The organism is Burkholderia sp. Bp8994, assembly GCF_003853805.1.
GTDB lineage: Bacteria > Pseudomonadota > Gammaproteobacteria > Burkholderiales > Burkholderiaceae > Burkholderia.
In genome coordinates this window covers 1-13,752 of record NZ_QTQH01000008.1, presented here as the reverse complement: position 1 = coordinate 13,752, position 13,752 = coordinate 1, and the positions used below count along the sequence as shown (strand labels likewise).

At 66.1% G+C, this 13,752-nt stretch carries 14 protein-coding genes and 1 pseudogene; 13 read left to right on the top strand and 2 right to left on the bottom strand.

Annotated elements, in window-relative coordinates:
* The first annotated feature begins 21 nt into the window (after nt 1–21).
* The 8 genes from DIE04_RS09985 to cysM all read left to right on the top strand — a co-directional run bounded on the left by DIE04_RS09985 (nt 22) and on the right by cysM (nt 7,103).
* Nucleotides 22–345 (top strand): integration host factor subunit beta, encoded by a 324-nt coding sequence (locus tag DIE04_RS09985; protein WP_034187427.1) that lies wholly within the window; start codon nt 22–24, stop codon nt 343–345.
* 210 nt (nt 346–555) lie between these two features.
* Nucleotides 556–849 carry a lipopolysaccharide assembly protein LapA domain-containing protein gene (locus DIE04_RS09980; protein WP_044844835.1) on the top strand — a complete coding sequence of 98 codons (294 nt, stop codon included), beginning with the start codon at nt 556–558 and terminating at the stop codon, nt 847–849.
* Between the two features lie 53 nt (nt 850–902).
* Nucleotides 903–2,075 carry a lipopolysaccharide assembly protein LapB gene (gene lapB / locus DIE04_RS09975; protein ID WP_124487827.1) on the top strand — a complete coding sequence of 391 codons (1,173 nt, stop codon included), beginning with the start codon at nt 903–905 and terminating at the stop codon, nt 2,073–2,075.
* A 90-nt stretch (nt 2,076–2,165) separates the two neighbouring features.
* Nucleotides 2,166–3,566 (top strand): UDP-glucose/GDP-mannose dehydrogenase family protein, encoded by a 1,401-nt coding sequence (locus tag DIE04_RS09970; protein WP_124487828.1) that lies wholly within the window; start codon nt 2,166–2,168, stop codon nt 3,564–3,566.
* A 7-nt stretch (nt 3,567–3,573) separates the two neighbouring features.
* Nucleotides 3,574–4,524 (top strand): D-glycero-beta-D-manno-heptose-7-phosphate kinase, encoded by a 951-nt coding sequence (rfaE1, locus tag DIE04_RS09965; protein WP_124487829.1) that lies wholly within the window; start codon nt 3,574–3,576, stop codon nt 4,522–4,524.
* A gap of 58 nt (nt 4,525–4,582) precedes the next feature.
* Nucleotides 4,583–5,575, top strand: coding sequence for an ADP-glyceromanno-heptose 6-epimerase (rfaD, locus tag DIE04_RS09960; protein ID WP_044844832.1), 993 nt, complete (start codon nt 4,583–4,585; stop codon nt 5,573–5,575).
* A gap of 74 nt (nt 5,576–5,649) precedes the next feature.
* Nucleotides 5,650–5,994 (top strand): helix-hairpin-helix domain-containing protein, encoded by a 345-nt coding sequence (locus DIE04_RS09955; RefSeq protein WP_124487830.1) that lies wholly within the window; start codon nt 5,650–5,652, stop codon nt 5,992–5,994.
* A gap of 206 nt (nt 5,995–6,200) precedes the next feature.
* Nucleotides 6,201–7,103 (top strand): cysteine synthase CysM, encoded by a 903-nt coding sequence (cysM, locus tag DIE04_RS09950; protein WP_124487831.1) that lies wholly within the window; start codon nt 6,201–6,203, stop codon nt 7,101–7,103.
* Nucleotides 7,104–7,179: 76 nt separating this feature from the next.
* On the opposite strand, the gene mltB is transcribed toward cysM, so the two are convergent.
* A complete protein-coding gene (gene mltB / locus DIE04_RS09945; protein ID WP_082088495.1) occupies nt 7,180–8,529 on the bottom strand; it encodes a lytic murein transglycosylase B in 1,350 nt (449 codons plus the stop codon).
* A gap of 43 nt (nt 8,530–8,572) precedes the next feature.
* On the opposite strand from mltB, the gene DIE04_RS09940 reads away from it, so the two are divergent.
* Nucleotides 8,573–9,496, top strand: coding sequence for a histone deacetylase family protein (locus DIE04_RS09940; protein WP_044844828.1), 924 nt, complete (start codon nt 8,573–8,575; stop codon nt 9,494–9,496).
* 22 nt (nt 9,497–9,518) lie between these two features.
* On the opposite strand, the gene DIE04_RS09935 is transcribed toward DIE04_RS09940, so the two are convergent.
* Nucleotides 9,519–10,442: an alpha/beta hydrolase gene (locus DIE04_RS09935; protein ID WP_124487832.1), complete on the bottom strand. Its 924-nt coding sequence runs from the start codon at nt 10,440–10,442 to the stop codon at nt 9,519–9,521.
* Nucleotides 10,443–10,658: 216 nt separating this feature from the next.
* On the opposite strand from DIE04_RS09935, the gene DIE04_RS09930 reads away from it, so the two are divergent.
* The 4 genes and pseudogenes from DIE04_RS09930 to DIE04_RS09915 form a co-directional block, all read left to right on the top strand.
* Complete coding sequence (locus tag DIE04_RS09930; protein ID WP_124487833.1) at nt 10,659–11,693, top strand: methionine ABC transporter ATP-binding protein; 1,035 nt, start codon at nt 10,659–10,661, stop codon at nt 11,691–11,693.
* Entirely contained in the window at nt 11,683–12,336 is a 654-nt protein-coding gene (locus DIE04_RS09925; RefSeq protein ID WP_044844825.1) for a methionine ABC transporter permease, read from the top strand. Before DIE04_RS09930 ends, DIE04_RS09925 begins: the two co-directional genes overlap by 11 nt.
* Before the next feature lie 27 nt (nt 12,337–12,363).
* Nucleotides 12,364–13,158 carry a MetQ/NlpA family ABC transporter substrate-binding protein gene (locus DIE04_RS09920; RefSeq protein ID WP_124487834.1) on the top strand — a complete coding sequence of 265 codons (795 nt, stop codon included), beginning with the start codon at nt 12,364–12,366 and terminating at the stop codon, nt 13,156–13,158.
* 229 nt (nt 13,159–13,387) lie between these two features.
* A pseudogene (locus DIE04_RS09915) lies at nt 13,388–13,752 on the top strand (electron transfer flavoprotein subunit beta/FixA family protein); the annotation flags it as partial.

Sequence of the window (13,752 nt, the reverse complement as noted above, 5' to 3'; positions counted from 1 at the left end):
CCTCACGAGGTCTGCTGAAGTATGACCAAATCCGAGTTGGTCGCGCAGCTGGCACTGCGATTTCCGCAACTTGTCCTCAAGGATGCGGATTTCGCGGTGAAAACGATGCTCGATGCGATGTCCGACGCCTTGGCGAAAGGGCATCGCATCGAAATTCGGGGTTTCGGCAGCTTCGGCCTCAACCGTCGCCCGGCGCGCGTCGGACGCAACCCGAAGTCGGGGGAGAAGGTGCAGGTGCCCGAGAAGTTCGTGCCTCACTTCAAGCCCGGCAAGGAATTGCGTGAACGCGTCGACGGCCGCGCCGGCGAGCCGCTGAAAGCTGATGATCCGGACGACGAACGTTGAACGTCGTTCGGCTTGCCCGGAATCCGTCCGGCGAAGGCTGAAGAAAAAAGCGCCCCTTGCGGGCGCTTTTTTCATTTCCGGCTGCCGTGCGGCAATGCGCATCCGCAGGATGTGCGGTGACGCGGAAACGCTTCCTTTACAATACGGGTCGATTCGGCGCCGCGAAGGGGAGTCGCGCGCCGCGGCAAACCTCAACAAAGAGAGGGCTACATGAAGTTTATCGTCTGGCTGATCCGGGTATTGGTGTTCGTGCTGCTGCTGGTGCTCGCACTGGCCAATACGCAAACCGCGACGCTGAATTTCGTTGCCGGCTACGCATGGCAAGCGCCGCTGATCCTGATCGGCCTCGCGTTCTTCGTCGTCGGGCTGCTGGCCGGCCTGCTGTCGGCACTGCCGGCGATGTTCCGCCTGCGCCTCGAGAACGGGCGCCTGAAGCGCGATCTGCGTGCGGCGCGCGAAACCCCGGCCATCGTCGACCAGCCGCCGATGCCGCCCGTCATTTAACACGGACGCCGCGCGACTCCCGCGCGGTTTTCGTCTCTGCTTCGATATTTCGCATGGATCTGGATTTCTGGTGGTTGCTCGCGATTCCGGTGGCGTTCGCGCTCGGCTGGGCGGCGTCACGCTATGACCTGAAGAACCTCCTGTCGGAGAGCGCCAACCTGCCGCGATCGTATTTCCGCGGCCTGAACTTTCTGTTGAACGAACAACCGGACAAGGCGATCGACGCGTTCATCGAGGTCGCGAAACTCGACCCCGAGACGGTCGAGCTGCACTTCGCGCTCGGTAACCTGTTCCGCCGTCGCGGCGAAACGGACCGTGCGATCCGCGTGCACCAGAATCTGCTGAGCCGCACGGACCTGCCGGTCAACGAGCGCGACCATGCGCTGTACGAACTCGGCCAGGATTTCCTGAAGGCCGGCCTGCTCGATCGTGCCGAGGAGGCCTTCCACCGGCTCGCCGACGGCGACTACGCGCTGGGCGCGCAGCGGGCGCTGCTGACGATCTACGAGATCGAGAAGGACTGGAACAAGTCGATCGACACCGCGAAGCGCATCGAATCGATGAGCGACAAGCCGCTCGGCACCGAAATAGCGCAGTTCCACTGCGAACTCGCGCAGGACGCGCTGCAACGCAAGAACGCCACTGCCGCGGCCGACCAGTTGAAGCTCGCGCTTGCCGCGAACCCGCAGAACGTCCGCGCGACGATCCTGTCCGGTGATGCCGCGCAGGCGGCGGGCGATCACGCGGCCGCGATCGAGCACTGGAAGCGCGTCGAGGCGCAAAATCCCGCTTATCTGCCGCTCGTCGCCGACAAGCTGATGAAGGCCTATGTCGCGCTCGACAAGCCGGTCGAGGGCGCCGAGCTGCTGATGGGCTACGTCGATCGCTATCCGTCGAACGACCTGCTCGATACTGCGTATCAGCACATCGCCGGGTTGCGCGGCCAGGACGCGGCGCATACGCTCGCGCGCACGCAGATGGAGAAGTCGCCGAACCTGTCGGGCATGCTGCACCTGCTCGATGCGCAGATCGCGGCCGCCGACGAGCCGCGCCGTAAGGAACTTGAAATGATGCGCGCGCTGATCAAGCAGCGCACCAAAAATCTGCCACGCTATACGTGCCAGAATTGCGGTTTCCGGGCACGGCTCTTCTACTGGCAGTGCCCCGGATGCAGCGGCTGGGAAACCTATGCGCCGCGCCGCGTCGAACCTGCGATGCCGGGTTGATCCCGGGGCGCGGCGCCGACGCACTGCGGTTCCCGCCGGGTCCGGCCCGGCGGGCAAGTTAGTCAATTACCGGGACGTACCGGAACATCTATGAAAATCACCATCATCGGCACCGGCTATGTCGGTCTTGTCACAGGCTCCTGCCTCGCCGAGATCGGCCACGACGTCTTCTGTCTGGATGTCGATCCGCGCAAGATCGAGATCCTGAACAACGGCGGGATGCCGATTCACGAACCGGGCCTGCTGGACATCATCGCGCGCAATCGCGCGGCAGGGCGTCTGCGCTTCTCGACGGACATCGAGGCGAGCGTCGCGCACGGCGAGATCCAGTTCATCGCCGTCGGCACGCCGCCCGACGAGGACGGTTCGGCCGACCTGCAATACGTGCTCGAGGCCGCGCGCAACATCGGTCGTTACATGACCGGTTTCAAGGTGATCGTCGACAAGTCGACGGTGCCGGTCGGCACCGCGCAGCGCGTGCGCGCGGTGGTCGACGAGGCGCTCGGCGCCCGCGGGCTTGCGGGCAGCGTCGCGCACCGTTTCTCGGTCGTATCGAATCCGGAATTCCTGAAGGAAGGCGCGGCAGTCGAGGACTTCATGCGCCCGGACCGGATCGTCATCGGCGTCGACGACGACGAGACGGGCACGGTGGCGCGCGAGAGGATGAAGAAGCTGTACGCGCCGTTCAACCGCAATCACGAGCGCACGATCTACATGGACGTGCGTTCGGCGGAATTCGCGAAATATGCGGCGAATGCGATGCTCGCGACCCGCATCTCGTTCATGAACGAGATGTCGAATCTCGCCGACAAGGTCGGTGCTGACATCGAAGCCGTGCGCCGCGGGATCGGTTCCGATCCGCGCATCGGCTATCACTTCCTGTACGCGGGCGTCGGCTACGGCGGCTCGTGCTTCCCGAAGGACGTGCAGGCGCTGATCCGCACCGCCGGCGAGAACGGCCAGCCGCTGCGCATCCTGGAGGCCGTCGAAGCGGCCAACTCCGCACAGAAGGACGTGCTGATCGGCAAGATCGAGCAGCGCTTCGGCGCGGACCTGACCGGTCGCGAATTCGCGGTCTGGGGCCTCGCGTTCAAGCCGAATACGGACGACATGCGCGAGGCGCCGAGCCGTCGGCTGATCGCCGCGCTGCTCGGGCGTGGCGCGATCGTGCGCGCGTACGATCCCGTCGCGATCGACGAGGCGCGCCGCGTGTTCGCGCTCGATCTCGGCGAGGCTTCCGACGCGCTTGCGCGTCTGCATTTCGTCGATACCCAGGACGCGGCCGTGAGCGCCGCGGATGCGCTCGTGATCGTCACCGAGTGGAAGGAATTCCGGAGCCCGGATTTCACGCGCCTGAAGGCCGAACTGAAGGCGCCGGTGATCTTCGACGGGCGCAACCTGTACGAACCGGACGCGATGGCCGAACTCGGCTTCGACTACCATGCGATCGGGCGTCCGCACGTCGATCCGCAGTCCCCCTCCCGTGGATGAGCGCACGATGACGACCCTTCGCGAAGTGGTGCCGGTCCCGCGCGCGCAGCTCGCGCGTTCGCGTGTGCTCGTGGTCGGCGACGTGATGCTCGACCGCTACTGGTTCGGCAACGTCGACCGTATTTCGCCGGAAGCGCCGGTGCCCGTCGTGCACGTGCAGCGCCAGGAAGAGCGGCTCGGCGGCGCGGCCAACGTCGCGCGCAACGCCGTGACGCTCGGCGCCCAGGCCGGGCTGCTGTGCGTGGTCGGCTGCGACGAACCCGGTGAGCGGATCGTCGAGCTGCTCGGCAGCAGTGGCGTCACGCCCCATCTCGAGCGCGACGCGGCGCTGCCGACGACCATCAAGCTGCGCGTGCTTGCGCGCCAGCAGCAGCTGCTGCGCGTCGATTTCGAAGCGATGCCGACGCACGAGGTGCTGCTCGCCGGGCTCGCGCGGTTCGACGCGCTGCTGCCGCAGCACGACATCGTGCTGATGTCGGATTACGCGAAAGGCGGGCTGACGCACGTGACGACGATGATCGAGAAGGCGCGCGCGGCCGGCAAGCCGGTGCTCGTCGATCCGAAGGGCGGCGACTGGGCGCGCTATCGCGGCGCCTCGCTGATCACGCCGAACCGCGCGGAGTTGCGCGAAGTCGTCGGTCAGTGGCATTCGGAAGACGACCTTCGCGCGCGCGTCGCGAAGCTGCGCGCGGAACTCGATCTCGATGCGTTGCTGCTCACGCGTTCGGAAGAGGGGATGACGCTCTTTTCCGCCGCGGGCGAACTGCACGCGCCGGCGCTCGCGCGCGAGGTGTACGACGTGTCGGGGGCGGGCGATACCGTGATCGCGACCGTCGCGACGATGCTCGGCGCAGGCGTGCCGCTCGTCGACGCCGTCGTGCTGGCGAACCGTGCCGCGGGTATCGTGGTCGGCAAGCTCGGCACGGCGACCGTCGGCTACGACGAACTGTTTCACTGAGCGCATCGGGCGGCGCACGCGCCGGCCGGACGGCTCCCATTTTTCAGGCAGGACGACCATGACCATCATCGTCACCGGCGCAGCCGGTTTTATCGGCGCGAACATCGTCAAGGCGCTCAACGAGCGTGGCGAGTCGCGCATCATCGCGGTCGACAATCTGACGCGCGCGGAAAAGTTCCGCAATCTCGTCGATTGCGAGATCGACGACTATCTCGACAAGACGGAATTCGTCGAACGCTTCGCACGCGGCGATTTCGGCAAGGTACGCGCGGTGTTCCACGAAGGCGCCTGTTCGGACACGATGGAAACCGACGGCCGCTACATGATGGACAACAACTTCCGCTACAGCCGCGCGGTGCTCGATGCGTGCCTCGCGCAGGGCGCGCAGTTCCTGTACGCGTCGTCTGCGGCGACCTACGGCGGCTCGACGCGCTTCGTCGAGGAGCGCGAGGTCGAGGCGCCGCTGAACGTCTACGGCTATTCGAAGTTCCTGTTCGACCAGGTGATCCGGCGCGTGCTGCCGAGCGCGAAGAGCCAGATCGCCGGGTTCCGCTACTTCAACGTGTACGGCCCGCGCGAGACGCACAAGGGCCGCATGGCGTCGGTCGCGTTCCACAACTTCAACCAGTTCCGCGCGGAAGGCAAGGTCAAGCTGTTCGGCGAGTACAACGGTTATGCGCCGGGCGAGCAGACGCGCGACTTCGTGTCGATCGAGGATGTCGCGAAGGTGAACCTGTTCTTCTTCGATCATCCGGAGAAGTCGGGCATCTTCAACCTCGGCACCGGCCGCGCACAACCGTTCAACGACATCGCGTCGACGGTCGTGAACACGCTGCGCGCGCTCGACGGCCTGCCGCCGCTGACGCTCGCGCAGCAGGTCGAGCAGGGGCTGATCGAATACGTACCGTTCCCGGATGCGCTGCGCGGCAAGTACCAGTGCTTCACGCAGGCCGACCAGACGAAGCTGCGTGCTGCCGGCTACGACGCGCCGTTCCTGACGGTGCAGGAAGGTGTCGACCGTTACGTGCGTTGGCTGTCCGGCCAGGTTTAAGTCCGCGCGTCGCATCGCTAGACTGGGTCTCACGGTCGGCAGCCGCCGACCGTTTTTCATCGGAGATCCAGCACATGATCAGGAAATGGTTTGCCGCCGCAGCGATGTTCGGCGCGATCGCGTCGGCCTGGGCGGCCGTCGACGTCAACACCGCGAACGAGGATGCACTCGTCGGTATCAAGGGCATCGGTCCCGCGCGGGCAAAGGCGATTCTCGACGAGCGCGGCGCACGCGGCCCGTTCAGGAATGCAGACGATCTTGCATCGCGCGTGAAAGGCATGGGCGGCCATACGGTCGAGCGCCTTCAGCAGGAGGGGTTGACGATCGGCGCAGCAGGCTCGGGTGCGCAGGCACCCGCCGCGGGCAAGCCCACGGCAGTGAAACCTGCCGCGGCGCCCGCCCGCACTGCGCAGAAGTAACGCTCGCGAGGCGAAGGGCTCCTTCAGTCGCCGTCGTTGCGACGGCTTCCCGCGGCATGCCGCGGGTTTTTTGCGTGCATGCTGCACGCGCACGATCGTGAATCGCGGGCACGCCTATTCCACCGTCGCAATGGGGGTTGCCGGCGCGAGCCCCGGCGCTGGTTTACAATCAATCGATTGATCAGCCTCGCACTCACGGTATCTCCATGGCTTACAAAACTATCGAAGACACGATCGGCAACACGCCGCTCGTGCAACTGGTCCGCCTGCCGGACGACGAGATTCGCGCACGCAACAACGTGTTGCTCGCCAAGCTGGAAGGCAACAATCCGGCCGGTTCCGTGAAGGATCGCCCTGCGCTGTCGATGATCAACAAGGCCGAGGCGCGCGGCCGCATCAAGCCGGGCGATACGCTGATCGAGGCGACGAGCGGCAATACGGGCATCGCGCTCGCGATGGCCGCGGCGATCCGCGGTTACAAGATGGTGCTGATCATGCCGGAGGACCTGTCGGTCGAGCGTCGCCAGAGCATGGCCGCTTACGGTGCCGAAATCATCCTGACGCCGGTAAAGGGCGGGATGGAACTGGCGCGCGACCTCGCGGAGCAGATGCAGCGCGAAGGCAAGGGCGTGATCCTCGATCAGTTCGGGAACCCCGACAACCCGCTCGCGCACTACGAAGGAACGGGCCCGGAGATCTGGCGCGACACCGAGGGGCGCGTCACGCACTTCGTGTCGGCGATGGGCACGACGGGCACGATCATGGGCACGTCGCGTTTTCTGAAGGAACAGAATCCGGCGATCGAGATCGTTGGCGCGCAGCCGGAAGAAGGGTCGCGCATCCCGGGCATTCGCAAGTGGCCGGAGGCCTATATGCCGACGATCTTCGATCGCAGTCGCGTCGATCGCGTCGAGAGCGTGAGCCAGGCCGCGTCCGAAACGATGGCGCGCCGGCTCGCGGCCGTCGAAGGCATCTTTGCCGGCATCTCGTCGGGTGGCGCATGCGAAGTCGCGATGCGCATCGCGCGCCAGGTGGAGAACGCGACGATCGTGTTCATCGTCTGCGATCGCGGCGACCGATACCTGTCGACCGGCGTGTTTCCTGCCTGAGCCGGAACGGCATCGGCAGGATCACGCGATAAAAAAGCGCCGCACGAGCGGCGCTTTTTCTTTGCGCGGGCCGAGCTTACTGCGCTGGTGCTTCCGTGTCCGCCGCGGGCAGCGGCAGCGCGCCGCTCGCTTCCATCTGCGCCTTCACGGCTTCGCCGAGCTGGTACACGGTGAGCGCGTAGAAGAAGCTGCGGTTGTAGCGCGTCAGCACGTAGAAGTTCTTGAGGCCGAGCATGTACTCGGTTGCGCGCCCCGGCGACGGCAGATCGACCACGGTCACCGGCGTGCCGGCTTCGGTGGTGATATTGACCGTCGGCTCGTTGAGCGTCATGCCGGCGCGCAGCAGCTGCGACAGTGCCCAGTGCGGTTCGGGCTGGCCGTCCGCGGCCGCCTGGGCGATGCCGAGGCTGCCCGTGTCGGGCGTGATCCGCCAGACCACCGGGCGGTCGGTTTCCCAGCCGTGCTGCTTCAGGTAGTTTGCGACGCTGCCGATCGCATCGGCAGGACTGCTGCGCAGATCGACGTGGCCGCCGCCGTCGTAGTCGACCGCATACTCGCGGATGCTGCTCGGCAGGAACTGCGGGATGCCGATCGCACCCGTGTACGAGCCGAGCACGGTGGTCGGGTCGAGCTGGTTGTCGCGGGTCCAGACGAGGAAGTCCTCGAGGTTCTTGCGGAACGTGGCCTGGCGGCTGTCGCGATTCGGCGTGTCCGGGTAGTCGAACGTGAGCGTCGTCAGCGCATCGAGCACGCGGAAGTTGCCCATGTAGCGGCCGTAGATCGTTTCGACGCCGATGATGCCGACGATCACCTCGGGCGGCACGCCAAATTCCTCGGACGCGCGCTGCAGCGTTGCCCGGTTCGCCTTCCAGAATTTCACGCCCGCGTTGATGCGGATCGGTTCGATGAAGCGCGAACGATAGACGCTCCAGTTCTTCACCGAAGGCGTCGGCGCCGGCTTCACGAGTTTCACGGCCGTGGCCGAGTAGCTGACGCGCGAGAACAGCGCGTGCAGGCTTGCGGAATCGAAGCCGTTGCGGCTCACCATCTCGTCGATGAACGCATCGACCTTCGCGTTGCTCGCGTAACGCTGCGGAACGATCTCCTCTTCGAAGGTCTGGCCCGGCGGCGTCGGCTGCTGCGGTTGCGCCTGCGCGACGAGCGTGCCGGGAGACTTCGCAGGCTGTGTTTGCGCGGCGGCGGGTGCGGCGGCCAGGGTAGCGGCGACGGCAGCGGCAACGAGCGGAACGCGAACGCGGAACAGTGCGGAGAGAAGGGCGGCAGGCTTGCTGGAATTCATGTCGAAGCGGGCGGACAGGGCGATGGGGTTCGGCGCAGTATACCCGACGCACCTTGCGTGCCGGGGCGTAGCAGCGCACCGTTGTGGTAAGTTAGCGGCGAATTCGCGGCAGACGATGGACATCATTGATGGAGACCAGCGGCGCAACCCGCGTCGCGGATGACAGCTTATGGCAACCGCCTTCTATACGCACCCCGACTGCATGCTGCACGAGATGGGGGAATGGCATCCGGAATGCCCGGCCCGACTGTCGGCGATCCAGGATCAGCTGATCGCGAGCCGCATCGACGACCTGATCGTGCACGAAACCGCGCCGTTCGCGAGCGAGGTGGCGCTGGGCCGCGTGCATACGCAGGCCCATATCGACTACATCCGCAGCATGATGCCCGTCGACGGCTACGTCGAGATCGATCCCGACACGCTGATGAACCGCGACACGTGGCGCGCCGCGCTGCGTGCGGCTGGCGCCGCGATCGCGGCGACCGACGCGGTGATCGAAGGCCGCTACGCGAATGCGTTCTGCAGCGTTCGGCCGCCCGGCCATCACGCGGAACCCGCGCGCGCGATGGGCTTCTGCTTCTTCAACAACGTCGCGATCGCCGCGCGGCACGCGCTCGACGTGCACGGCCTCGAGCGGGTCGCGATCATCGATTTCGACGTGCACCACGGCAACGGCACCGAAGCCGCGTTCGCGAACGACGAGCGCGTGCTGATGTGCAGCTTCTTCCAGCATCCGCTGTACCCGTTCTCGGGCGCCGATCACCAGGCGCCGAACATGGTCAACCTGCCGATGCCTGCGCGCAGCAACGGGATGGCGATCCGCGAAGCGGTCGACATGTTCTGGCTGCCGCGTCTCGACGCGTTCAAGCCGCAAATGCTGTTCGTGTCGGCCGGTTTCGACGCGCATCGCGAGGACGACATCGGCAACCTCGGTCTCGTCGAATCCGATTTCGAATGGCTGACCGCCCAGGTCGTCGACGTCGCGCGCCGGCATGCGCAGGGTCGCATCGTGAGCTGTCTCGAGGGCGGCTACAACCTGTCGGCACTCGGGCGCAGCGTGGTCGCGCACCTGCGCGTGCTGGCCGGCATCTGACCGGCAGCGGATCGGCGCGCGCTCAGCGCGCCGGCACGTGCGCGTGAATCCACGCGATCAGCGCATCGATCACGCGGTCGCGCTCGAGATCGTTCATCGTTTCGTGGAACCCGCCTTCGTATAGCGTCAGCGTGCGATCGGGCGAGCCGACACGGGCGCCGAACGCGCGGCTTCCATCGGGTTCGGTCAGCTTGTCCTCGGTGCCGTGATAGACGAGCACCGGCACGCGCAGCGCACCGCGACCGTGCTCGATGCGCGCCATCGCATCGAGGATTTCGGCGCCGGTGCGCGCCGGCACCGCGCCGTGGTGCACGAGCGGATCGGCGCGATTGGCGGCGACGACGGCCGGATCGCGCGACAGCAGCGCCGCATCGATCCTGATTGCAGGGAAGCTCGGCCACACGCGGCTGATGAAGCGGCTCATCGCGAGCATCCAGCGCGGCACGTCGCGTCCCGGCGCGAGCGCCGGGCTCGACAGCACGAGGCCTGCCAGCGCGTGGCCGCGAGCCGGCACGCGTTCGATCGCATACAGCGCCGCGACGGCGCCGCCCATGCTGTGCCCCATCAGGAAGAGCGGCGTGGCGCCGCGGGCGGCTTCGGCAACCAGCGCATCCGCATCGTTCAGGTAATCGTCGAAACACTCGACCCATGCGCGTTTGCCGGGCGACTGGCCGTGCCCGCGCAGATCGATCGCCAGCACGTCGATGCCCGCCGCGTTCAATCTGGCCGCGAGCGCCGCGTAACGGCCCGCATGCTCGGCGAGGCCGTGGACGAGCGCGATCGTCGCAAGCGGCGGCAGCGTGCCGTCGCCGGCCGGCCAGCGATACGACGCCAGTTCGAGCCCGTCCGCGGTACGCAGCCGGCCCATCCGCGGGGCGGGCGGCGATACCGGGCCCGATGCCGAGGTGGCGGCGGGTGCGGCGGCCTGCGTGGTGGTGGCGGTCATCTGGCGGGTCCCCTGTCTCGTTGGCATCGGTGTTCCGGATCATAGTCGCGGTAGCCGCGCGGCGGCCCAGCAGCGCCCCTCTAATTTCGTCTGGTTATGAAAAGATCGAAATCGATTATTAAGTGGAATGAGGCGTTTGCGGTAAAATCGCCGGCTATTCCAGATGCTTCGGCGGCCGACTGGCGGGCCTCGCCAGCCGGCCGCCGTTTTGTTTACATGATCGAATTACGCAATCTGTCGCAGCGTTTTCCCGGGCCGACCGGCTGGGTCGACGCATTGCACAACGTCAATCTGAGGATCCCGCAGGGAGAGGTGTTCGGCATCATCGGCCGAAGCGGCGCCGGCAAGAGCACGCTCGTGCGCACCATCAACCTGCTCACGCGGCCGACCGAAGGCAATGTCGTCGTCGGGGGACGCGATCTCACGCTGCTGTCGTCCGGCGCGCTGCGCGAAGCGCGCCGCGAAATCGGCATGATCTTCCAGCACTTCAATCTGCTGTCGTCGCGCACGGTGTTCGACAACGTCGCGCTGCCGCTCGAGCTGGCCGGCGCGAGCCGTGCCGAGATCGAGGCGGCGGTGCTGCCGCTGCTCGACCTCGTCGGGCTGTCCGCGCAGAAGGATCGCTATCCGGCGCAGATCAGCGGCGGCCAGAAGCAGCGCGTCGGCATCGCCCGCGCGCTCGCGAGCAAGCCGAAGGTACTGCTGTCGGACGAAGCGACGTCGGCGCTCGACCCCGAGACCACGCGCGCGATCCTCGACCTGCTGAAGCGCATCAACCGCGAGCTCGGCCTGACGATCGTGCTGATCACGCACCAGATGGAAGTCATCAAGCAGGTGTGCGATCGCGTGGCGGTGCTCGACGCGGGCCGCGTGGTCGAAGAGGGCCGCGTGATCGACGTGTTCCTGCAGCCGCATCACGAAGTGACGCGCGCGCTGATCGGCGACGTGATCGCGCAGGAACTGCCGCCGGCGCTGAAGGCGCGCGTGGCCGAGCGGCTGAAGACGGGCAGCGGGCATCTGCTGCGGCTCGCGTTCACCGGCTCGGGTGTCGATCAGCCGATCCTGTCGGAGACGATCCGCCGGTACGAACTCGATTTCAACATCCTGCATGGCCAGATCGACGAGATCCAGGGGCAGGCGTTCGGGTCGCTCGCGGTGCTCGCGGGCGGCGAACCGGGCAAGGTCGGGCAGGCGCTCGCGTTCCTGCGCGAGCAAGGTGTGGTGGTAGAGGAGCTTTCGTATGTTGAGTGAGATGTTCGATATGTTCGTGCAGTCGTTCTGGGAGACGCTGATCATGGTCGGCATCTCGGGGGCGGTCGGCGCGCTCGTCGGGCTGCCGCTCGGCGTGCTGCTCTACCTGACCGACCGCCAGGGCGTGCTGCAGAACCTCGGCGTGAATCGCGTGCTCGGCGGCATCGTGAACGCGGTGCGCTCGACGCCGTTCATCATCCTGCTGGTCGCGGTCATACCGTTCACGCGGCTCGTCACGGGGTCGTCGATCGGCACGGCCGCAGCGGTCGTGCCGCTGACGCTCGCGGCCGCACCGTTCGTCGCGCGGCTGGTCGAGACCGCGCTGCGCGAAGTCGACCGCGGGCTGATCGAGGCCGCCCAGTCGATGGGTGCGACGACCTCGCAGATCGTGTTCAAGGTGCTGCTGCCCGAATCGCTGCCGGGCATCGTCGCGGGCCTGACGATCACGTTCGTGTCGCTCGTCGGCTATTCGGCGATGGCCGGTGCGATCGGCGGCGGCGGGCTCGGCGATCTCGGGATCCGCTACGGCTACCAGCGCTATCTGCCGGAAGTGATGTGGACAGTCGTCGCGATCCTGATCGTGTTCGTGCAGATCGTGCAGTCGTTCGGCGACTGGCTCGTGCGCCGGCTGAGCCACAAGTAAAACGACATTCATTCGTTGGGGGATAGGATGCAACGACGCTTCATGCTGAAGTTCGCGGCCGCATTCGGCGCGGCCGCACTGTTCGCGAGCGCGCACGCGCAGACCGAAACCATCAAGGTGGGCGTGACGGGCGGCCCGCACGCGCAGATCATGGAGGTGGTGAAGAAGGTCGCGGCCAAGGGCGGCCTCGACATCCGCGTCGTCGAATTCTCGGATTACGTGCAACCGAACGCGGCGCTCGCGTCGGGCGATCTCGACGCGAACAGCTACCAGCACGATCCGTATCTGCAGGCGCAGGTGAAGGATCGCGGCTACAAGCTGATCAAGGTCGCGGAGACCGTCACGTTCCCGATGGGCATCTATTCGAAGCGGGTGAAGTCGCTGGCCGAGTTGAAGCCGGGCGCGCGCATCGCGGTGCCGAACGATCCGACCAACGGCGGCCGTGCGCTGCTGTTGCTGCAGAAACAGGGGCTCCTGAAGCTGCGCGCGGACGCCGGGCTGAAGGCGACGCCGCTCGACATCGTCGACAACCCGCGCAAGCTGAAGATCGTCGAGCTCGATGCGGCGCAGATTCCGCGCTCGCTCGGCGACGTCGACGCGGCCGCGATCAATACCAACTACGCGATGGAAGCGGGGTTGAAACCGAAACAGGATGCGATCGCGATCGAGGGCCCGACTGGCCCGTACGCGAACATTCTCGCGATTCGCGAGGCCGACCGGGGTAAGCCGTGGGTCGCGAAGCTGGTCGCGGCTTATCATTCCGCGGAAGTGAAGCAGTTCATCGAACAGAAGTTCGGCGGCGCGGTGATCGCCGCCTGGTAACACGTGATGCGGGGCGCGCCCGGTGACGATTAGAGTCGATGATCGAAAACCCGGGCTTTGCGTCCGGGTTTTTTCTCTTTTAAAATAGAACGACCGTTCGCTATTGCCGGCGCGCCGGAGAGGCGCGCTATCCTCGATAGCCGCGATGGATTGGTCCGCTTGGCCGCGCAGTCATGAGGCCTCGCTATAGAATGGCCTCTGGTCGTATTCGTAACTTTGGAGCGTGTGCATGAAAATCCTGGTGCCAGTGAAAAGAGTGGTCGATTACAACGTGAAGGTCCGCGTGAAGTCGGACAACACGGGCGTCGACATCGCGAACGTGAAGATGTCGATGAACCCGTTCGACGAAATCGCGGTGGAAGAAGCGGTGCGCCTGAAGGAAGCCGGTGTCGCGACCGAAGTGATCGCGGTGTCGGTCGGCGTGACGCAAGCGCAGGAAACGCTGCGCACGGCGCTGGCAATCGGTGCGGATCGCGCGATCCTCGTCGAGTCGAACGACAGCGTCGAGCCGCTGGCCGTCGCGAAGATCCTGAAGGCGCTGGTCGACAAGGAACAGCCGCAACTGGTGATCCTCGGCAAGCAGGCGATCGACGA